Annotated in this window: 17 protein-coding genes; 7 read left to right on the top strand and 10 right to left on the bottom strand. The window is 35.4% G+C overall.

The genetic code is table 11. From position 1 onward, the window contains the following. Window positions 1-151 precede the first annotated feature (151 nt). Complete coding sequence (locus tag Bho11B_RS06375; protein ID WP_078673930.1) at window positions 152-1,108, top strand: Gfo/Idh/MocA family protein; 957 nt, start codon at window positions 152-154, stop codon at window positions 1,106-1,108. A 45-nt stretch (window positions 1,109-1,153) separates the two neighbouring features. Beyond that, complete coding sequence (locus Bho11B_RS06370; protein ID WP_078673929.1) at window positions 1,154-2,272, top strand: DegT/DnrJ/EryC1/StrS aminotransferase family protein; 1,119 nt, start codon at window positions 1,154-1,156, stop codon at window positions 2,270-2,272. Window positions 2,273-2,751: 479 nt separating this feature from the next. On the opposite strand, the gene Bho11B_RS06365 is transcribed toward Bho11B_RS06370, so the two are convergent. After that, a complete protein-coding gene (locus Bho11B_RS06365; RefSeq protein ID WP_035006895.1) occupies window positions 2,752-3,414 on the bottom strand; it encodes a hypothetical protein in 663 nt (220 codons plus the stop codon). A gap of 23 nt (window positions 3,415-3,437) precedes the next feature. Further along, window positions 3,438-4,034 carry a DUF1134 domain-containing protein gene (locus Bho11B_RS06360; protein ID WP_078673928.1) on the bottom strand — a complete coding sequence of 199 codons (597 nt, stop codon included), beginning with the start codon at window positions 4,032-4,034 and terminating at the stop codon, window positions 3,438-3,440. Window positions 4,035-4,244: 210 nt separating this feature from the next. On the opposite strand from Bho11B_RS06360, the gene chpT reads away from it, so the two are divergent. Then, complete coding sequence (chpT, locus tag Bho11B_RS06355; protein WP_078673927.1) at window positions 4,245-4,883, top strand: histidine phosphotransferase ChpT; 639 nt, start codon at window positions 4,245-4,247, stop codon at window positions 4,881-4,883. Window positions 4,884-5,026: 143 nt separating this feature from the next. Here the strand turns inward: chpT and ctrA are convergent, their stop codons facing one another. Then, window positions 5,027-5,728: a response regulator transcription factor CtrA gene (gene ctrA, locus Bho11B_RS06350; protein ID WP_035006900.1), complete on the bottom strand. Its 702-nt coding sequence runs from the start codon at window positions 5,726-5,728 to the stop codon at window positions 5,027-5,029. 553 nt (window positions 5,729-6,281) lie between these two features. Here ctrA and Bho11B_RS06345 point away from each other — a divergent pair. Beyond that, window positions 6,282-6,668 carry a hypothetical protein gene (locus Bho11B_RS06345; protein WP_035006902.1) on the top strand — a complete coding sequence of 129 codons (387 nt, stop codon included), beginning with the start codon at window positions 6,282-6,284 and terminating at the stop codon, window positions 6,666-6,668. A gap of 116 nt (window positions 6,669-6,784) precedes the next feature. On the opposite strand, the gene Bho11B_RS06340 is transcribed toward Bho11B_RS06345, so the two are convergent. After that, window positions 6,785-7,060 (bottom strand): DUF1153 domain-containing protein, encoded by a 276-nt coding sequence (locus tag Bho11B_RS06340; protein WP_035006904.1) that lies wholly within the window; start codon window positions 7,058-7,060, stop codon window positions 6,785-6,787. 320 nt (window positions 7,061-7,380) lie between these two features. Here Bho11B_RS06340 and mnmA point away from each other — a divergent pair, with 320 nt between their 5' ends. Further along, on the top strand, window positions 7,381-8,610 hold the full coding sequence (gene mnmA, locus Bho11B_RS06335) for a tRNA 2-thiouridine(34) synthase MnmA (protein ID WP_078673926.1): 1,230 nt from the start codon (window positions 7,381-7,383) through the stop codon (window positions 8,608-8,610). 53 nt (window positions 8,611-8,663) lie between these two features. On the opposite strand, the gene Bho11B_RS06330 is transcribed toward mnmA, so the two are convergent. Continuing rightward, window positions 8,664-9,479, bottom strand: a complete 816-nt coding sequence (locus Bho11B_RS06330) for an RNA methyltransferase (RefSeq protein WP_035006908.1) — start codon at window positions 9,477-9,479, stop codon at window positions 8,664-8,666. 748 nt (window positions 9,480-10,227) lie between these two features. Between Bho11B_RS06330 and Bho11B_RS06325 the strand changes: the two genes are divergently transcribed. Continuing rightward, complete coding sequence (locus tag Bho11B_RS06325; RefSeq protein ID WP_035006910.1) at window positions 10,228-11,136, top strand: cation diffusion facilitator family transporter; 909 nt, start codon at window positions 10,228-10,230, stop codon at window positions 11,134-11,136. Between the two features lie 522 nt (window positions 11,137-11,658). Here Bho11B_RS06325 and Bho11B_RS06320 read toward each other — a convergent pair. From Bho11B_RS06320 to Bho11B_RS06300, 5 genes are all read right to left on the bottom strand, one after another. Then, window positions 11,659-12,555: a metallophosphoesterase gene (locus Bho11B_RS06320; protein ID WP_078673925.1), complete on the bottom strand. Its 897-nt coding sequence runs from the start codon at window positions 12,553-12,555 to the stop codon at window positions 11,659-11,661. A 189-nt stretch (window positions 12,556-12,744) separates the two neighbouring features. After that, on the bottom strand, window positions 12,745-14,841 hold the full coding sequence (locus Bho11B_RS06315) for a membrane protein (protein ID WP_035006917.1): 2,097 nt from the start codon (window positions 14,839-14,841) through the stop codon (window positions 12,745-12,747). Then, window positions 14,838-17,642, bottom strand: a complete 2,805-nt coding sequence (locus tag Bho11B_RS06310; protein WP_078673924.1) for a DUF4159 domain-containing protein — start codon at window positions 17,640-17,642, stop codon at window positions 14,838-14,840. The genes Bho11B_RS06315 and Bho11B_RS06310 overlap by 4 nt, the downstream gene beginning before the upstream one ends. Continuing rightward, window positions 17,639-18,550 (bottom strand): DUF58 domain-containing protein, encoded by a 912-nt coding sequence (locus tag Bho11B_RS06305; RefSeq protein WP_078673923.1) that lies wholly within the window; start codon window positions 18,548-18,550, stop codon window positions 17,639-17,641. The genes Bho11B_RS06310 and Bho11B_RS06305 overlap by 4 nt, the downstream gene beginning before the upstream one ends. Beyond that, window positions 18,550-19,581: a MoxR family ATPase gene (locus Bho11B_RS06300; protein WP_035006925.1), complete on the bottom strand. Its 1,032-nt coding sequence runs from the start codon at window positions 19,579-19,581 to the stop codon at window positions 18,550-18,552. The genes Bho11B_RS06305 and Bho11B_RS06300 overlap by 1 nt, the downstream gene beginning before the upstream one ends. A 247-nt stretch (window positions 19,582-19,828) precedes the next feature. Between Bho11B_RS06300 and Bho11B_RS06295 the strand changes: the two genes are divergently transcribed. After that, window positions 19,829-21,082 carry a CCA tRNA nucleotidyltransferase gene (locus Bho11B_RS06295; protein ID WP_035006927.1) on the top strand — a complete coding sequence of 418 codons (1,254 nt, stop codon included), beginning with the start codon at window positions 19,829-19,831 and terminating at the stop codon, window positions 21,080-21,082. The last annotated feature ends 82 nt before the right edge of the window (window positions 21,083-21,164 follow it).

Below are 21,164 nucleotides of genomic sequence, written 5' to 3'. Positions count from 1 at the left end.
AGTCATTTTATCTTTTGTGGATACTAAGAGGTAGAATAGTAAGATGTCAAGCATCGTTTTTAAGCTTTTCTCTTGTTATTCTGTTTCATCCCGGATATGGAATGAATTGAAAGTATAAATTTTATATAATTGACAAAATAAGGCATAAAAAATGGCGCCACGTGTAGCGGTTTTAGGGTGCGGTTATTGGGGTAAAAATCATATACAGACCCTTCAAACTCTTGGAGTTTTAGCAGCAGTTTCTGATACTGATGCTGATCGCGCTGCACATTTTGCAAATACGTATGGTGTTATAGCTATTACACCCGATGAGCTTTTTACTCATAAAGATATTGATGCACTTGTTCTAGCTTTACCCCCACAATTTCATACAGAAAATGCGCTACGGGCTCTTAAAAGTGGTAAGGATGTTTTGGTTGAAAAACCAATTGCTTTGAATGTAGCTGATGCTGAACTTCAAGTTAAGATTGCTCATGAATATGGGCGGATTTTTATGGTAGGCCATATTTTGCGTTTTCATCCTGCCTTTGAAAAATTATGTGAATTAATAGAGCAAGAAGCATTAGGAGATATCCGTTATATTTATTCTCATCGGTTAGGGTTCGGTAAATTTCATACACAAAGCAGCGCTTTATGGGATCTTGCTCCTCATGATCTTTCAATGATTTTAGCTTTGACAAAATGTGAGCCTTCTCAGGTGCATGGAGAAGGATCTGCAGTGATTAACCAGCTTTCTGATTTTGCGCATGTTCATATGACATTTCCCAATGGTATACGCAGTCACCTCTTTACTTCACGTCTTAGCCCTTATTGCGAAAGGCGCTTAACAGTTGTTGGTACAAAGGCTATGCTTGTATTGGATGATATGGAACCGTGGAATCGTAAATTAGCATTCCACAATTTTTCTGTTTGGCAGGAGAATAAAAAATGGGTTTCTAAGGTTGATAAGATAAATTATATTGATGTTTGTGAAGGTTTACCGCTTACTTACGAATTACAGCATTTTCTAAATTGTGTTGAGACACGTCAATTGCCTCGTACAAATGGGAAAGATGCTGTCGCTATTTTAAGAGTTTTAACTGCAGCTAGTGTCAACCATTATGAGTAAAAGATAAAGTATGCTTTCCTAATTGTAATTATCAATGGAGTTAATATGCAATTCATTGACCTTGGAGCGCAGCGTGCGCGCATCGAAGATAAAATTAATGCTGCAATTGCGCATGTTATAGCCAGTGGTCAGTATATTTTAGGACCGAAAGTAACAGAATTTGAAGAAAAGTTAGCAGACTATCTTGGCGTTAAACATGTTATTGCTTGTGCTAATGGAACAGATGCATTGATGATGCCTCTTATGGCTAAAAATATTGGTCCAGGGGATGCTGTCTTTTGTCCTAGCTTTACTTTTTCTGCAACGGCAGAGGTTGCGGCTTTGGTAGGAGCAGAGCCTGTATTTGTTGATGTAAGGTCCGATACATTCAATATTGATGTTGATAAACTTTGTGAAGCAATCGCAATGATTAAAAAAGAGGGACGTCTTAAACCAAAGGCTATTATTGCTGTCGATTTATTTGGACTTCCTGCTGACTATAGTCAAATTTCTCTAGTGGCTGAAAAAGAAAATCTTTTTGTTATTGAAGATACTGCTCAATCGATAGGTGGTAAAAGTGGTCATATTATGTGTGGCGCTTTTGGTGACGTTGCCGCAACGAGTTTTTATCCAGCAAAACCTTTAGGGTGTTATGGTGACGGGGGCGCTATGATGACCAATGATGATGATATGGCAGCCCTTTTACGTTCAATATTATTTCATGGTAAAGGTAAAACGCAATATGACAATGTGCGTATTGGTATGAATTCACGATTAGATACAATTCAAGCTGCGATTTTGTTAGAAAAGCTTGTTATTTTTGAAGATGAGATAGAAAAACGTGCAGCAATTGCTCAACGTTATTCTGAGAATTTAAAGGATATTGTGGCAGTTCCAGAAGTGGAAGAAAATGTTCGTTGTGCTTATGCACAATACACTATTAAGGTGAAAAATCGTGATCAGTTAAAAGCCTATTTACAAAAAAATGGCGTTCCTACAATGGTTTATTATAATACTCCATTACATTTACAACCAGCTTATAAAAATTTTCCCTATGTAAAGGATTCTCTTTCTGTTTCTGAGTATTTAGGAAGTTGTGTCTTAAGCTTACCTATGTATCCTTATTTATCTCAAAGCGATCAAGATAAAATTATTCAATGTATAAGAGATTTTTATAGTGCGTAAAATTTGTAAAAGAATCGCACTATTTATGGAACATTGTATACTGTAAGGTCCTGATTAATTCAGTCTATATCACTTTTCATATCTATTAATGATTTCATGCGTTCTTTCACTTATAACGCTGATATCAAATGGATCATGAAAGTTGAGAATATAGTCCTATTTATAGAAAAAGAAATTGCAAATATTCATGCCAGTATGAAGGAAAACATAAATATCCTCTCATTATACTAATATTTTGGTCAGATTGTATATCCTAAAAGACTGCAAAAAACTTTAAAATAAGAAAAATTATAAAAGAAATACGCTATTTTACAGATGAAACTTGAATAGTAAAAGTTTATCATTTGCAAATTAGCTATTGTTGACAGTGTGAATTCATAATAACAAAGTTTTCATGGCATTGATATTAATCAATGATGTTCATTGTTGATCTTTCAGTTATCAGCTTATCAAAAACGTCTTTTATTGTTTAGCTGTAATTAATTTTCAGGGAGGGGAGTTTTTTTAGTATTAACAATTTTTTTGCGAATATAAGATGCAAGGTCGTTTTTGTTTTTAGAGCCTTTAATTAATTTATTAATAGATGAGTCTTTACCCTCTTTTATAGCGATGTGAGCAGCTAGCGTGGCTGCTAATTCTTTTGTTTCTTCACATAATTCATGCAGTAGTTGATCTTTAGCAGCAGTATCAAGCTCATCTATTTGAATATTTTTTAAGCGTTTTTTATAATGCGCTATTTTCTCATGCATAGCTTTAATTTCCTTTATGAAAGTATTTGTTGCAAGAACATTATTTTTTTTCTCTACCGATTCTGTTTTAGGAGAGAGAAGGGGTGTGCATTGCGGTGGAAAATATGAAGAGCAGAGCTGTTCTTTTTGGAGGCTAAGTTGTATTTTTAGTTGAGCATATTTTTTTTGTAAAGAATCATATTTTTGTGCATGGCGCGCCAATTCTACGGCATGCTGGGCACAAAGAAAGTTTTGGTTTGCTTGTATTTCAATAAGCGATAACGGAATTTTTGCAGAAACAGATTTGTATGCAAAATGAAGAACTTTACGCCAAATGAGAGGGGAAATCAGTACTAATAACCAAGAAATAGTCGCAATTCCGAGAATAAAAAAAAGAATTGATTGGATAAACATAATGCCTCTTTTCAGTCAGAGTGTTAAAATGGGTTCCATGTTGGTGTGGGTGTTAATTTTAAATATCCCATATTGATGCTAAGGCGTGCGCCAATGCCTGTGCGTATCGGAATGAGCAGAGTATTATCCCGTTTAAGAATATGAAAGCCAACTCCTGCAATTAAATAGGCCGAACCTGAAATACCTCCATAGCGTCCCCATAAATTATTTATCTTATTAAGATCATAAACTAAGATCATTAAACGGGATCCTTGACCGCCAAAATCCCATCCTATAGAAGGACCTTGCCAAAAAACTTTATGCTGCCCATAGTTTTTTGTGAAGATTTTTCCTTCACCATAAGTTAATCCGGCAAAAAAAGCTCCAGATGCTTCTTCTCCTAAAATATAAGCACTTGGATGTCCGTGTCGTGAAAAAATTTTTTCAATTGCAGTGGCTATGCTTCCTGCTGTTTTCCCAAAAAAATTATGACCAGAAGAAATAATTTCTTGCAACGAGAAATTTTGATCATTTTCTTCTATTGGTGAGAGTTGGGCATTTGCAATATTTGTTATTATGAATAAAAGCGATGCAAAAAGTACAATATTCATATACCAACGTGATAAAAGAGAGTGTGTCATGGGATTTTTCCCTTTTAATTTTAAGTTAATTTATACACAAATAGAATTATAATGTTTATCCAATAGATAGAAAATAAGGCATAAAGTTATTTAAATTCTTAAATTTATTCTTAAAAAGAAGATTTTAATGTGATTGTTCAATTTCTGTACATACATTAGGTGCTAAGAGTTGCAGTTGAAAAACATTCAGAATTGAGGAGCTATATAAATATGACATTAGCTATTTCTTTGAAGTCTACTGATTTGGCTGCTTTGCTTTGTAGTCGTATTTGCCACGATTTAATTTCTCCTATTGGTGCTATTCAAAATGCTATGGAGCTTTATGATGAAGGTAATGCTGATGAAGATGTTTTACAATTAGTGCGTTTATCTGTTGCAAATGCTTCTGCACGTTTACAATTTGCGCGATTAGCTTTTGGGGCTGTAGGAGGAGTAGAGGACAAAGTAGATACGATTTTTGCTGAACAAGTGTCTCAACAATATATGAAAGAAGAAAAAGCAATTTTGAAATGGCAGGCTGCTTCTTTTCTTCTACCGAAAGATGAAATTAAACTTTTGCTTAATTTATTATTGATTGCAAATGCGACGGTTTCTCAAGGTGGTGAAATAGGTGTTGTAATTTTACAAAATACAGATCAACGTTTATTTCGATTCGAAATTCGTGGTAAAATATTACGTATCCCTTCTCATTTTATTGAATTATATAACGGAAAAATGCCGGAAGAGCTAATTGATGCACGTATTGCTCAGTTCTATTATACGATATTACTTGCTGAGATAACAGCTATGAAAATAAGCATACACGAAACCAGTGACTGCATTACTTTCGAATGTATAAAGAAGTTCTGAACAAGATAAAATTTTTCACTATATTAGAAAAAATAGCTGAGATGCTATTTAATGAATGATAATTATAGGATTTTTATTGATCGATAACAAAAAAAATCTCAGCATATAATATCTGAGATTTTAAGAGTTATGATTTTTGTTATTTAAGCAGTTTTTCGTATGTTTTCTTCAACTGGATCACGTAATACGTAACCGCGTCCCCAAACTGTATCAATATAATTGACGCCAGAAGATACTGCATCCAGTTTTTTCCGCAGCTTGCAGATAAAGACATCAATAATTTTGAGTTCAGGTTCATCCATACCACCGTAGAGATGATTGAGGAACATTTCTTTAGTAAGTGTAGTACCCTTGCGTAGAGATAGAAGTTCTAGCATTTGGTATTCTTTTCCTGTTAGATGAACAGGACGACCTGCAATTTCGACTGTTTTAGCATCGAGATTAACAGTAAGATCGCCAGTAATGATAACTGATTGTGCATGACCTTTAGAACGACGAACAACAGCGTGAATACGTGCAATTAATTCATCTTTATGGAAAGGTTTAGTCATGTAATCATCAGCACCAAAGCCAAAACCACGAACTTTATCTTCAATCCCTCCCATACCAGAAAGGATAAGCACGGGAGTCTTTATTTTTTCTAGCCTTAGAGTCCGTAAGACTTCATAGCCTGACATATCAGGAAGATTCAGATCAAGCAAAATGATATCATAATCATAGAGTTTACCTAGATCGATACCTTCTTCACCCAGATCAGTAATGTAAACATTAAAATTTTCTGATTTTAGCATCAATTCGATGCTTTTAGTGGTTGTTTTATCATCTTCAATTAATAATACGCGCATTTCATTCCCTCATCTTGCTCCTCCCGAATCAAGTGGAGCATTTTTATTTCATAACAGTTAGTAAAATGACTGTTCATAAAAAACAATTCACAAAATCAAACACTTAATATTTAAGTGCTTATGAATAGCTCAGCAGTACGCGTAACAATTGCCGCTGTTTCCCCTACTATCTTAGATAGTGGTTAACAAAATATTTTTATTTTTGAAAGAGGTGAATAAAATTATTTTAGAAAAATTTCATATTTTAAAAATTTGATAGGATAATCGGTGCTATATTTTATTAATTTGTGATGCAAAAAAGTTTTATAATTTACTGTTTTAAAATTTTTATATTTATTTACCGAGATTTAAGTCTCTTCGATTTAATAAGAGCATCATGTGAAGAAAGAGTTAGCGCTTTTAAAATGAGGCTTCGTTTGTAGTAGTTTAAAATGCTAAAGAAATTTAAATTAAAAATTGCTTTTTATTTTCAATGAAAAGAGTGAAAATAAAGGTATAGAGGGTATATATGAGCGCTAATTTGAGTTTTTGTGTAGTTTAAGGAGTATGAGGTATGAAGTCACAGCAGAATATGGTGCAATTAAAGATGTTTCAAGTGCGAGAGAAGCGTCGTGAAATTGCACAGCTTGAGATGATGATTACAGAATTTGAACGAATGGTATTAGAACTCGAAGAACAAATTGTTAATGAAGAGCGTAGATCGGGAAATAATGATATTCATCATTTCGCTTATTCAGCTTTTGCTCGTGCAGCACGACAGAGGCGTGATAATCTCACAGATTCGATTCGTGGTTTAAAGTTGCAGGAAACAAATGCTAAAATTGCCTTGAAAGAAATTGATACAGAGCTTCAACGTGCGCAAATTCTTGAAAAGAATGAGGATAAGACAGCAACAGATAATCATCATACTTTTACTCAACTCCATTCAATGGTTGGGTAGTTGAAACTCCAGATTCTATATAGATTTTTAAATTTTATATGCTGAAAGAAAAATATAAGCCAAGCTTAAAAAAGCTTGGCTTATTTTGAAATAAAATTTTGAACCGACATCATTATTTAATGCCTATATTGTTGGGTTTTAGTTGTCCGTAATCCAGCTAAACCGTGTTCATCAATCGAACTTTGCCATGAAAGAAATTCTTCTATAGTTAAAGTGTAACGTTGACACGCCTCATCCAAACTTAATAATCCACCTCTAACAGCTGCAACAACTTCAGCTTTGCGACGGATAACCCAACGCTTTGTTGTTGTAGGCGGTAAGTCGGTGATGGTGAGTGGACTTCCATCCGGACCAATAACATATTTTATTTGTGTTTTTATTAAATCAGTCATTGTATTTTCTACTGTAATATTTAAGAGCTAGAGACCTCAATATAATATATGAATAATATATGAGTTTTAAAAAAGAACTAAACTTGTTAAAAGAAAAATTAATAAAATCATTTGCAGATATTATAAATAAAACAATATGTTATAGTATTTATAGTAATTTTTTATGAAAAAACCTCTATTTTAATTGATTGTTTTTTACTTTAAGCTCCTTCTTTGACAGTCTGATATCACTCGTTAGTTGTAGGGAAGACAAAAAAATAATATAAACGGAGCATAGTGCATATGTTTAGCAGGCATTTTAAAAAATAGAGAGTGAATGTATGTTTTTAAATAGTCTTGATTTGCCAGGGCACCCTAAAAATTCTCGTATTGTTGTTGCGATGTCTGGAGGAGTTGATTCGTCAGTTGTTGCAGGCCTCTTAAAAAAAGAAGGTTATGATGTAGTGGGGATTACCTTACAATTGTATGATCATGGTGCTGCAACACATCGTGTAGGGGCTTGCTGTGCAGGGCAAGATATTGAAGACGCACGTCGTGTAGCGGAAACTTTAGGTGTGCCTCATTATATTCTGGATTATGAAGAACGGTTTCGCGAGGCTGTTATTAATCCTTTTGCAGAAAGCTATGCGCATGGAGAAACACCCATTCCATGTGTCTCTTGCAATCAAACTGTTAAATTTTCGGATTTGTTAACAACTGCATATGAGTTAGGTGCAGATGCTCTAGCGACAGGTCATTACATTCGCAGTCGTGCCCATGGTGCACATCGAGCATTATTTCGTTCTCTTGATGCTGATCGTGATCAGAGTTATTTTTTATTTGCTACAACACAAGAGCAAATTGATTATTTACGCTTTCCATTGGGTGATCTTTCAAAAGAGCGTGTGCGTGAAATAGCGACCGAAATGGGCTTAGTTGTTGCCAATAAACACGATAGCCAGGATATCTGCTTCGTTCCACAAGGAAAATATTCTGATATTATTACAAAGTTACGACCAGAGGCTGCAAATCCTGGAGTTATTGTTCATATTGATGGGCAGATTTTGGGAGAACATTCAGGAATTGTTAATTATACTATTGGTCAGCGTCGTGGAATTGGTGTCTCAACTGGTGAAGCGCTTTATGTTATTTATCTTGATGTAGAAAATGCCTGTGTTATTGTTGGTCCGCGTGAGATGTTGGAAACACGTAAACTTTTTTTACGTGATGTGAATTGGCTTGGTGATGAACAATTAGATAATTTTCCTCTTGACGGTATTGAGGTTGCAGTAAAGGTTCGTTCGACGCGTCCTCCACGTTCAGCGCGTTTACATTATAAGCAAGGATCATTTTTTGTTGATTTGTTAGAAAGTGAGAGTGGTGTAGCCCCAGGTCAAGCTTGCGTTCTTTATAATGATAATAGTCATAAAGCACGTATTCTTGGAGGTGGATTTATTACGTGTGCAGAACGTGCCGCTGACACTGAAAAAATGTTGAAGAAAGTTTTATGTAATTTGAAAACGAAAACTTCATCCTTTTTCAAAGATGAAACATCCTTTGTATGTAAATAAATATATAAGATAAACAGGATATCATTTGATAATTTATTTTAAATATGAATGTTTTAATTCAATTGATCAAAATCAGCAAAATGTGCGAGGGTAAGACCTGACACTGTAGCAAGGTTGATGCTATCAAAGCCATAAGCCATAGGAATTCGCAAAGTCTCTGATTTTTGGAGAATATGTGTTGGCAAATCATTCCCTTCTATTCCAAAAATAAGTGCTGTGTGTTTTGTTGCTTTTGCATCTTTAAGATAGCAGGTAGCAGAAGGGGAAAGCGTGTAAAGTTTAAAATTCGCATTACTTAAAGCGGTTATAATGCTCTCAATATCATCTCCTCGTGTATAGGGTACACTTAACGCTGCTCCAGAAGAAGCTCTGATTGATTTTCTATAAAGAGGATCACAAGACGTTTTATCAAGGATAATACCAGTGCTAGCAAAAGCAGCTGCATTACGAAAAATAGCTCCCATACTCTCATAATTAGAGATGCCACATAAAACTGAAATCAAAGCTTTTTCTGGAAGATTTTGTAAAAACTTTTTTAATGATGGTAGTTTTTTACGTTCCCCAATGCCAAGCATACCACGATGAACATGAAAACCAGCAATATCATCCATGATTTTTTGCGGAACACAATAAATAGGGCATGTTGGTTTTGTTTCTTTTAAAATGGGCATAATACTTAAAAGGCGTGCTGCAACAACAAGCAATGATAAGGTAGAAAATTCTTTTGAATGCAGCAATGATGATAATATCGTTTTTCCTTCAGCAATAAATTGATGCTGTCGTCCAACGAGATCTTTTTCACGAATATTACGGTAAGCTTCCAAACATGGATCATCGGCTTCGTGAATTGTGGTGATGTTCAGAATCATATGAAATCCTTAACATTATTTTTTTTAAATCACTAGGTATTGAATAGAAAGATAAAAATATTATTTTTAACTTTAAAGTAGAATATTATTGACAATATACAATCATAAGTATATATAACATGTACCGAGTGCGGCAAATATATTGTTTTCATATCGGGTACAGGATCTTAGGTCCCCGCTATTTCCTAAGCCTGTAAATCCTTATTAAAAGGAAAAAGAATCTGGGTTCCCAATGCCCAGATTCTTTATTTTTATATTAGGAGATGTTTATTAAAACTTATTTTCTTCTATTTTAGGGGTGATTTTGACAATTATTTTTCTGTGAAATTATTTATAGTGGTTGTTGCATTTAAAAGTATAAGAGAAAAGCTGGAGTGAAACTCTTAGTTTTTTGTATTTTTTGATGTCTATTCATGTCATAAGGGTGAGTAATATAGGCAATGTATTAGGATTGCCGCATTTAAATATAAAAGTTATCCGTTTCAGTTAAAGGTAATAAAGAGAAAGCTGTTTAAGAAGCTGTTGATAGCCAGATTAATTGTATTTGATATCTGGAGAAAATCAACTTTTGATAAATAGTATCTAAGCTGCCTTTTTGTAAAGCAATTTGTATCAGAACTGTGGAAAAGTGATGATAAATTATAAAAATTAGTTTTATTTTCTCTTAATATTTCTTTTTATTTTAAGAGAGTGTTGGAAGATATATTAAAAATATTATCGCTCGTTATAATAAAAAGATTATTGAGTTATGGATCCAAAAATACAGATACAAAGATTGACTATATTATCTATTGGAGCGGCTTGTATTGTATTTTCTTTAAAATATTGGGCCTATTATATCACAAATTCAGTTGCTCTTTATTCTGATGTACTAGAATCTATTGTAAATATTCTTGCCGCTTTAGCAGCGTGGTGGGCAGTTAAAATAAGTATGAAGCCTGCTGATCACGACCACCCTTTTGGACATCATAAGGCAGAGTATTTTTCTGCTTTTCTTGAAGGCGTATTCATCATTATTGCGGCAATTTTTATTTTAAGAGAAGCATGGCTAGCATTTATAACAGTTGAAGCACCAAAAAAACCTGGAATATGGCTTTGTCCTTATTTGGCAGCATGTATTATCAATTTTTTTTGGGGATGGCTTCTTATTCGACAAGGAAAAATTCACCGTTCTCCTGCTCTTAAAGCTGATGGAGTCCATTTAATGACGGATGTTTTAACTTCAGTTGGCATTTTAATAGGGTTGGTTTCTGCATTTATAACTGAATGGGCTGTTTTAGATCCAATTTTGGCAGTAATTGTCGCTATTAATATTCTTTTGCAGGGAGGTAAGGTAATTTATAATGCTATTCAGGGTCTCATGGATGTTGGGGTTGAATTAAATGAAACAATGCGGATTCGTAATCTTATTTCAATGAGTGCATCCGGTGCAATTGAAGTCCATGATTTAAGAACGCGTGTTGCTGGTAGGATTACTTTTATAGAGTTTCATTTAGTTGTACCAACTGATATGCAAGTAGGAGAGGCACACCAGATTTGTAATAATATTGAGAATGCACTTGAAGCGGAATTTAAAAATGTCCGTGTTACTATTCATATAGAACCTGAAAATGAAGCTAAATTGCGTTTTGGTACAGCATTTGTTCCTTTTGTGTAAGAATTTTATTGTTTTATAATTTATAAAGAGAGCGACTCTCAAAGAGAGAGTGAATATATGCTATGTTTATTGATATTGTTTTTTATGATTTAAGAGTACGTTGCAGGAACACAGAATTTTTTTTAAAGCATAACAAGAAAATTGTTACGAATGCTTCTACAATGATACTGAACTCTAGATTTATTATTGTATTCGGGATCAATAACGGTTTTCACTAAAGCGATTATGAATTGTTTCTTTTCGAAGGGAAAGACTTGAAATTATTTAGGCAAAAAGATGCCGATTTAAATTATCTTTTTTGTTTGTATTTTGAATTTCTTCACCCTTATGAACAGTATCACTGACCATAACTCTCTATAAATTATTGAATTAAGCTAGGTACGTTTATGTGGTCCTGTTACTTAATGTTGCATATTTTTGATTGTTCTCTTTATCCATAATTTACTCAAGAGGAATTTGATAGAAGAGCTAATTATTATAAAATAGCATATCTTAGTAAAAAACTTTCTATTTTTCGAAATATTAAAGATCAATTTTTTCAATACACGCTATTGTATTATTATGATTAATAATACAATAGCGCTGCAATTGGCAGTGCCATTGATTATGCAAATATTCAATAGCAAATAAGTTAAAACTTGCAGGGGGCTTTTTACTTCCGAAAGATTGTGATGCTGAAGAAACACCAACAATAGGAATCTTGCGCACTTTTCCTTCAATGATATTCAATGTAGGTAAATGAGTATGACCATGGAGAATAAGTTCGCAACCATGGTGTTTAACTACTTTTAGAAAACGCTCTATACCCCATAATTTTTTATGCCAAGAAGTAGCATGGTGAAAAGGAGGATGATGAATCATCACAACACGGAAGAGACCCTGTTTTTCTGCTTCATTTAAGAATTGGGATAAAGTTTTTGCTTGTTGTTTACCAAAGTAGCCTGAAGCTTGAAACGGTGGTGTCGCAATAGCTGAAGAGGCGCCTATAATTGCTATATTATTGCGAATACGCATATAGGGGAAAGGATTTTTTTGTGAGGAGTCACTTTTAATCCAAGGTTGGAAGTAAGTACAGGCTTTTTGGAATGCTCCGCGAACATAAGCATCGTGATTTCCAAATGTTAGGGAAATATTTTCAGGATTATTTTGAGCAAGTAACCAGTTGCGAGCTTGCGTAAATTCTTTATCCAAAGAAAGATTAACGAGATCACCAGAAATAACAATATGGTCAGGTTTTTTTTGTTTCAGTGCATGCATTAATGTTTCTAAAGCATCTGATTTCATTTGATTGTTACGTTTTTTTTTCCAATTAAGATATCCAGTGAGACGCTTTCCGCAAAGCTCCAATAAGGAAGGCTGTGGTAAGGGTGAAAGATGTACATCTGATATATGAGCAAGATAAAACATAGATGCTAGCATAGCGTTGAAAAAAATTTAGGCAATAAAAAATAGGCAAATACAAATGTTTGCATCCATAAAACCAGAGCGATTGTTCGCTTTAGAATTACAAGAAGATGTATGAAAAATGGCACAGGGTAAGGTATATTATTATGTGTGCTTAAATAAGTATAAACTACATTCAAGTAATTATAAAGTTGCTCAGAACTTTTAATGATTTTCACGATACCATACACTGGTCAACAATAAAAGACAGGTCAGTAATGCTAAAAATCCAGAAAAAATAGGAAAGTGAGAAATGTTAACCAAACGAGTTTTTGTTGCTTCTTTCAGAACAATTGAATGAGGAGAAGATGATACTTTTCCTGTTTGGGATTGAATCAATTTAATGGGAGGAAGATGAATATCATTTTTTTCTTTATTCCATAAACGCGTAACATGACCACCCGTTTGTTTACTGATAGGGATCAGTTTTTCTTCTGTTGAAATTAAATCAGACAATTCAGGATTATTGACTGCTCCTACAGTAGAAAGCACTGTTTGATCTCCATTACGAATAGTAAAGATCCCTGTTTCATCAGTCTGAATATTCCCTGTAAAGACACCTTCTTGTTCTTTCGTGAGAGTGATGTTCTTTTTTTTACCAGAGGGAAAAACTACTTCGACTGCTTCTGGGTGATCTTGGAGTGTTTGTCGACGAACTGTTAAATGATGATGATGACTCAAAGCACTTAATTTTTCTTCTTCAAGTTCTGGTTCTTTCATAAGCCAGTGGGCAATTCTACGGTAAAGAGCTGCATAAGGACCTCCACCTTCAAAACCTCGCGCCCAAAGCCAACTTTCATCGGAAAGTAACATTCCTACACGACCTTTACCAATATGGGAAAGAAGCAAAAGTGGTTGTTCATCAGCTCCTTTCATGATAGCAGTCGCTTTTCCTGTATTTTGGACTACAATTTGTCGTAACCATCGTCCCCATTGATGAGCAGGATGAGCAGGGGTTGTAAGACCCCGTGTAACAGGATGGCGCTCACCTTCTTTCGTGAGGGTAGGGCGAAAAGGTTTTTGAATTATGGTGCCATTTGGTAGCGCTGGTAGAACACTTATTAGAGGCGTTTTAGCTAATGAGAATTCTGTAGTAAACTCAGGTCCTGTTACTATCAGCAATGCTCCACCTTGTTGGACATATTGGGCAATATAATCATAGTAAATCAATGGAAGAACGTTAGAATATTGGTAGCCGTCGAGAATAACAAGATCAAAATTATTGATTTCTTCAACAAATAATTTGGTGGTAGGGAAGACTACAAGTGATAATTGATTGATAGGTGTATTGTCAGCTTTTTCAGGAGGACGCAAAATAGTGAAATGAATGAGATCGATATTAGAATCACTTTTTAAAAGGTCACGCCATGCTCGTTCACCATTATAGGGTGCACCTGAAATCAGAAGAACACGCAGATTTTCTCTAATGCCTTCAATAACAGTTATGGCACGATTGTTATTAAGACTTAATTCTCCTTCATGTGTGTCAGTTGTAACTTGAATAATGTTTTTTTCTGCATGAGATAGGGTGATTTCAGTTTGAAAGATAACACCAGGTGTTACAGAATGATGATCAACTTCTTGACCGTTAATGCTTACGGTAATATTTGCTTGTGCTGGTATGGGCTTTTTAGGGTGTCCTTTATCTTCTACTAAAATAGAGAGCATAAATGGTTTATTGATAAGAGCAAAGCGGGGAGGAGCAATAAATTTAATTTGGCGGTCAAATTCATCAGCTTTCCCTGTGATCAAAGCATTAATTGGGGCATCATGGTTAAGTTTTGATAGCTGTGGGATGTCATGCACTTGTCCATCCGTGATTAAAATCGTTCCTGCATAGCGAGAGGGTGGTATACTGGATATACTTTGTGTTAAAGCGTGAAACAAATTTGTTGATGGTGCATAATGATTATCAGAAAGTTTTCCAGCTTCAATAAAGCGTGGTTCGAATTGTGGGTAATGTGCTAGCGCATTTATTAATTGTGTATGGGCTTTATTTCTATCTTCCTCACGTGTTCCAAATGTTTGGCTTTCGCTATGATCAAGAACAATACCTACAACACTTTTAACAGGTTCACGTTGTTCTTTTGTGATCATTGGATTAAGGAGTGCAAGAATAAGAGACGCTAATGCTAGAAAGCGTAAAAAAGCTCCGCGGCGTTTTGTAATAAGCCCAATAACTATAAAAAAAGCGGGGATTCCTCCTAAAAAAAGAAGCCAAACGCTAGGCAAAAAAGGCTGAAAGGTAAGAGATTGTATCATTGCCTTCTTTCTCGGTTAAAACGCTCTAATAATGCAGGAACATGAATTTGATCGGCTTTATAGTTTCCCGTAAGTACATAAATAACAATATTCAATCCCGCACGAAATGCCCATAAACGTTGCATAGGATTATTAGGAATAAGTGGATATTTCCACCTGCCTTGTTCGTTTAGCGCCCAAGCAGCAGCAAAGTTATTTGCAGTGATGAAAAAAGAGCTAACATTATCTCCTGCAGTGATAGAATTTGTGTTTTTTTTGTTTATTGAAGATGATTCAACCCATAAAGGGGAACCACGATAAAGTCCTGGAAAATCAGGCATAATATAAAAAGAACGGGCAATAACATGTTCAGTTGATACTGGTTCCATCGTTGGAATATTTAATCCGCTTAATATCGTACGCAATCTTTGTGTGGCTGCGGTAGCTGTTTCTTCAAGGGTAAGATTGGTATTTATTTGATCACGAGTGTCAAATAAAACTGCGCCACCATTTTTCATGTAGGCATTGATTTTTTCAAGACTTTTTTGTGTTGGCATAGGGCTATTCGTATCAATTGGCCAGTAAATAAGAGGATAAAAACTGAGCTCATCCTTATCAAGGTCAAGCGCTACAACAGAACCAGGTGAAAGCATTGTACGTTCTGCTATAAATTGGCTGAGTGCTTCTAGTCCGCTTTTACTTGTTGTATCGATTTCATGATTATTGGTTACGACATAAGCGAGATGAGTAGTCCCTGCTGCTTTTATGATAGTATCATCATAGTTTTCTACAATTTCTGCTTGCATAATTGATGGATATAGAAAAAAAGCAATAAAGACTGCTATGAGAGGGAAAAGAAATAGCATATTGCTTTTCCTCTTAAAAAAGAGAGCTCCGCCTGTCCATAAAACTAAAAAACTATCGAGGGCTAATAATAAACTGGTTAGTCCTAATAGAAATCCAGTGAAATGTTTTTCTTGTGTATCATAGGGTAGAGTTTTATCACTTAAAAAATAAGGTGATGATGATTGTGTCGTTAAGTGTGATGCATGATTGAGTAGATTGAGAGCATAGAGATTGTTTTGAACACCATAGAGTCCAGGTGGAGTATGGTAGGATGGAAGGGGCGCTTTTTGTTCATCAGTAATGAGTGGAATAACATGAGAAGGAGCTGTTTGTAATTGACCGTTGGCATTGAGTATCTGCCAAGGATTGTATACTGTCGCTGTTTTTATTTGCGTTTGAGGTTCTTTTGCATGTGTACTAAGCGTAATAAGTTTTTGTAACATTTGTGTAAAAAAACCGGAAAGAGGAAGATTTGACCATGTAGGATCAGGTGCGATATGAATAAGAATGAGTATACCCTTACCATGGTTGGCAGCAGTAATGAGTGGAGTTCCATCTTCGAGACTAAGCCATGTTTTTTCAAAAAGATCTGAATTTGGTTCTGCAAGAATTTGGCGTAAAACAGTGACATTTTCTGGAAAAGGAAGGTCAAAAAAGAAGCTGTTTTTTGCAAAAGGTGCTAATTTTTGTGGTTTCGTCCACGACATAATACTGCCAAGTAAGCGTTCACCAGAACGTAATGATACAGGTAATAGGCTGTCATAATGTTTTGCAGAACTCAGATTCTCTCCAGCAAAACGGATAAGTATCCCTCCTTTATTTACAAAATGAGATAGCTTTTTTTCTGCTTCTTTTGATATATTAACTATGTCACCCATAATGAAAACAGATGGATTTTGGTTCAGTAAACGATCAATATCACTTGAAAGCTCTCCTCCTCCAGTTGTTATAAGTTGTGCATGACCTTGTAATGCTTTGATAACGTAGAACATTGGAGAAAGTAAGGGCTGTACCATTTCATTGATGTTGGGTGATAAAAGGGCAACGCGGTTTATTCGGCTACGGTTGTCGATTAAAAAGGTCGCAGCAGCTTGAGCTTGGTCATCAATTTTAATCCAGGCAATGTGATTACGTAATTCAAGTGGTAAATCAAAAGGAACAAGAGCTGTTGTTTCTCCTTCATGAAAGTTTGTTGTAAAACGAGCAAGGAGTTGACTTTTTAAATCATAAAGGCTGAGTGTTATTGGAGTCTCACCATAAGGAGTTGTACGAATGACACGTGCTGCCATATTTCCATTGTTATTTTCTATGTTTGTTATACCAGTTATGTTGGAAACATCATTCGCATACCATAAGAATGTTTTTGGCTTTAATTGTTTTATAAGGGTAAAAGCCTGACTATCTTCGTTTGTTTGCAAACCATCACTTAAGTACGCAATATCAAGAGGTTGTTCACCAATCTGTTCTACGAGCTTTTGAAGGGATTGGACGCGGTTAACAGGCCAAGGACGAGTATGTAAATGCAATAAATGTTGTTTGATGACTTCTGCAGAAAAAGGACCGATATCGTGAGCATTGTTTTCAGCTGTTGCAAGTAAATAAATGTTTTTTTGTTGTTTTTCTGCTTGTGTAATTAAAGATTTTGCAACTGCAATGCGTTTTTTCCATTCTTCAGCGGACGCCCATCCATTGTCAATGATGAGTGCAAGAGGATGAGAACCAGAAAATACAATCGGTTTTTGAATCCAAGTAGGACGCGCTAACGCTATTATGATCAGTGCGGCTATGGTTAGTCGTAATAATAATAACCACCAGGGTGTATGATTGGTAGTTTCCTGTTGATTAGTTTGTTTAAGCAGAAGGCGCAAAGGCGGAAAAAGTTCTTTATGAGGTTTTGAAGGTGTCGTTCTTAACAACCACCAAATAACTGGTAAGGCCAAAAGTCCAAACAAAAGGAAAGGAGCGTCAAAACTCAAAGTGATCTCCTTAGATAAGATTTAGAAGATTTCATTTTCTTTGTGAAGTTCACAATCACTTCTGTTAGGGGACGATCTGTTAAGCTAACCTGGTAAGTCCATCCTTGATGTAAGCAAAAATCTATTAATTTTTGTCGTCTTTCTTGATAGAGCTTGTGATAATTTTTACGCAAGTTTTCTGCTTTTCTCACGAGGAGTTTTTCTTTTGTTTCAGGATCAAAAAATTCTGTATGGCCTGTATAAGGGAAATGTTCTTCTGCTGGGTCGGTGACTTCAATGAGATGTGCATTGACTTGTTTTGTCTTTAAAACTGTCAGATGATCGATAATTTTTTCAGGATGATCAAGAAAGTCACTCATTATGATGGCTCGTGAAAAACGCGTTACAGTTGAGAAATTTGGAAATGAATTTTCAATTTGATGATTCGTTAAAGCTAAAGCCATACGCTCTATGACATTAGAGGATATAGTTGGAGCCATTAATTCAGGAATAGCAATATATTCGCCACTTTTTGCAAGAATTTTTGCTAATGCAAGGGAAAGAATGATGGCATGATTGCCTTTAGAGATTTTTGAAAAGCATGAACAATATTGCATAGAAGCACTTTGATCGGGCCAAATCCAAACGGTTTGCATCCTTTCCAATTCACGTTCACGTAGGTAGATATGTTCATCACGCGCTGAACGACGCCAGTCAATATGTGCGATGGATTCACCTTGCACGTAAGGACGAAATTGCCAGAAATTTTCTCCATTGCCGTGTTTGCGTTGACCATGTCTTCCGGTTATTAATGTATTGGCAAGACGATTTGCTTGTAAAAGGAAATAGGGCATATTAGCTGCATCTTTCTGTAATGTTGCAGCAAGTGATTGTGGGCTTTCTCTAAAAGTTTGTTTGCCAATAGTCATCAGAGGGAATCTTTCATGAGATTAGCAATAATTTCTTTTATAGTTATATTTTCAGCATGTGCAGAAAAATTAAGTGCCATACGATGTTGTAAAACAGGTTGGGCGAGTGCTTGAACATCATCAAGTGAAGGAGCTAGACGTCCGTAGTAAAGGGCACGGGCACGAACGCATAGTGAAAGTGCTTGTGATGCCCGAGGACCAGGGCCCCAAGAAATATAAGTGTTTGCAAGGGAATTATCTTTATGAGGACGAGCTGAACGCACTAACTTCAAAATAGCTTCGACAACGCTTTCAGAAATTGGCATTTGGCGGACAATTTTTTGGATTTTTTGTAATTTTTTAATAGATAAAACGGGTTTTGCAATTTGGTTTTTTTTACCTGTCGTTTCTAAGATAATACGCCGTTCTGTCGCTAAATCAGGATAGTCAATGTCAATTTGCATTAAAAAGCGATCGAGTTGCGCTTCAGGAAGAGGATAAGTTCCTTCTTGTTCAATAGGATTTTGAGTTGCAAGCACATGAAAGGGTTTTGGTAGGTCATAACGTGTTCCAGCAATAGTGACATGGTATTCTTGCATGGCTTGTAAAAGGGCTGATTGGGTGCGAGGCGAAGCGCGGTTGATTTCATCGGCCATGAGAAGCTGAGTAAAGATAGGACCTTGAATATAACGGAAAGAACGTTGACCATTCTTATCTGAATCCATGATCTCAGAACCAATAATATCTGATGGCATTAAATCTGGTGTAAATTGGATGCGTTTTGCATCAAGTCCCAAGACGATTCCAAGTGTTTCAACAAGACGCGTCTTAGCAAGTCCCGGAACACCAACAAGAAGAGCGTGTCCACCTGCTAAAATAGCTGTTAAGGTGTATTCAATTACGTGACTTTGTCCAAAAATAACTTTGTCAATTGCTTTTTGTAGAATATCGAGCTCTTTGTGTGCTTCATCAATATCTTTAATAATTAATGAGGCATCATCATTGATACTCGCCTTTTCAGTAGAATGGGATAATGTATCATATTGACTCATATTTTTTCCTTAAAGCCATGTGTCGTAAAATGAGAATTTCTTTTATATGATTATAAATCTTTTCATGATTTGTAACAGAAAATGAAAAGAAAAGAAGCGTGATAAGCTGTTTTTTTATCTCTTCGCACAAATTAAGAATATTTTTATGGAGAAAGAGTGTGGTTTATAAAAAATATATTATGCATTGTATTTATTGAAATATAAAAGTTTGAAAGGGAATAATGAAAATTTGTTGAAAGGTTAAAGGGTGAATGTGACACACAATTTCAAACAGGTTGCATGGTTGCAGTCTAGCAATATTCAAACACTTCTTCGTGTTTTATCAATGGATGGTGAGGAAGCCCGTGTTGTTGGTGGTGCTGTACGGAATCAGCTTTTGCAACAGCCTATTAGTGATATTGATATTGCAACAACCTGTTTGCCGCAGCAGATTATAAAGCGTGTAGAAGAAGTAGGATTTAAAGCTATTCCTACAGGAATTAATTTTGGTACAGTAACAGTAGTTGGTGAATCGTGCTCTTATGAGGTGACAACACTTCGCTCTGATATTCAGACGGATGGTCGTCATGCGGAAGTTGTCTTCAGCCGCGATTGGAAAAAAGATGCTGAACGTCGAGATTTTACTATCAATGCACTTTATTGTAATGCGGCCGGTGAGATCTATGATGAAGTAGGAGGTTTAAACGATATTGCAACTCGGACTGTTCGTTTTATTGGTGTTGCAGAGCAGCGTATTTGTGAAGATTATTTACGTATTTTGCGTTTTTTTCGCTTTTTTGCTTGGTATGGAATAGGGCGTCCTGATGCAGAAGGGTTGAAAGCGTGTACGCGTTTAAAACATGGTTTACACAAACTTTCACCAGAGCGTATTTGGGGAGAAATGAAAAAACTTCTGACTGCTTTGGATCCAACACGTGCTCTTTTATGGATGCGTCAAAGTGGAATTTTGACGTTCATTTTACCTGAGACAGAAAGGTGGGGGATCGATGCAATCCACTCACTTATTAAAACAGAGCAAGCTTTTGATTGGGAGGTTGATCCGTTTTTGCGGCTAGAAAGCCTTATTCCTCCTGATGTTATGCGTCTTCATGATATGGCACGTCGTTTACATTTATCGAATAAAGAAAAAATACGGTTAAAGGAATGGGCGGAACTAGAACTGATTAACTATGACTGTCCAGATATTCTTATGCAAAGACTGATTTATTTTTATGGTCGGCAACCAGTTTTAGATCAATTAGCTTTGTCTTTAGCAGCTGCACGGGATCACACCTTAAAGGACAGCAAAGCGGTTCAAAAAGAAGAATGTTATATCAGGCTTTATCAACTTGCTCGAAAATGGCAAATTCCAACTTTTCCTATTAGTGGCAAGGATTTATTGGAAAGAGGGCTGGTAAAAGGGAAGTTTTTAGGAAAAAAACTCAAAGAATTGGAATCATTATGGGTCGAAAGCGGCTTTTTGATTGATCGTAATAAATTATTAGAAAAAATTGAGCAGTAATATTCTGTGTTTTGTTAGGAGTTTTTTGAAATTTTCTTTTTATAGATTTTTTTGTTATTTGGTGTGTGATTATGCAATTTTA

This window comes from Bartonella sp. 11B (genome assembly GCF_002022625.1).
Lineage (GTDB): Bacteria > Pseudomonadota > Alphaproteobacteria > Rhizobiales > Rhizobiaceae > Bartonella > Bartonella rochalimae.
The sequence above is the reverse complement of the archived record's forward strand: the minus strand, read 5'-3'. Positions and strand labels throughout refer to the sequence as shown.

Coding starts and splice junctions, on each gene's coding strand:
- Bho11B_RS06375 (WP_078673930.1), top strand. CDS start 152: ATGGCGCCACGTGTAGCGGTTTTAGGGTGCGGTTATTGGGGTAAAAAT.
- Bho11B_RS06370 (WP_078673929.1), top strand. CDS start 1,154: ATGCAATTCATTGACCTTGGAGCGCAGCGTGCGCGCATCGAAGATAAA.
- Bho11B_RS06365 (WP_035006895.1), bottom strand. CDS start 3,414: ATGTTTATCCAATCAATTCTTTTTTTTATTCTCGGAATTGCGACTATT.
- Bho11B_RS06360 (WP_078673928.1), bottom strand. CDS start 4,034: ATGACACACTCTCTTTTATCACGTTGGTATATGAATATTGTACTTTTT.
- chpT (WP_078673927.1), top strand. CDS start 4,245: ATGACATTAGCTATTTCTTTGAAGTCTACTGATTTGGCTGCTTTGCTT.
- ctrA (WP_035006900.1), bottom strand. CDS start 5,728: ATGCGCGTATTATTAATTGAAGATGATAAAACAACCACTAAAAGCATC.
- Bho11B_RS06345 (WP_035006902.1), top strand. CDS start 6,282: ATGAAGTCACAGCAGAATATGGTGCAATTAAAGATGTTTCAAGTGCGA.
- Bho11B_RS06340 (WP_035006904.1), bottom strand. CDS start 7,060: ATGACTGATTTAATAAAAACACAAATAAAATATGTTATTGGTCCGGAT.
- mnmA (WP_078673926.1), top strand. CDS start 7,381: ATGTTTTTAAATAGTCTTGATTTGCCAGGGCACCCTAAAAATTCTCGT.
- Bho11B_RS06330 (WP_035006908.1), bottom strand. CDS start 9,479: ATGATTCTGAACATCACCACAATTCACGAAGCCGATGATCCATGTTTG.
- Bho11B_RS06325 (WP_035006910.1), top strand. CDS start 10,228: ATGGATCCAAAAATACAGATACAAAGATTGACTATATTATCTATTGGA.
- Bho11B_RS06320 (WP_078673925.1), bottom strand. CDS start 12,555: ATGCTAGCATCTATGTTTTATCTTGCTCATATATCAGATGTACATCTT.
- Bho11B_RS06315 (WP_035006917.1), bottom strand. CDS start 14,841: ATGATACAATCTCTTACCTTTCAGCCTTTTTTGCCTAGCGTTTGGCTT.
- Bho11B_RS06305 (WP_078673923.1), bottom strand. CDS start 18,550: ATGACTATTGGCAAACAAACTTTTAGAGAAAGCCCACAATCACTTGCT.
- Bho11B_RS06300 (WP_035006925.1), bottom strand. CDS start 19,581: ATGAGTCAATATGATACATTATCCCATTCTACTGAAAAGGCGAGTATC.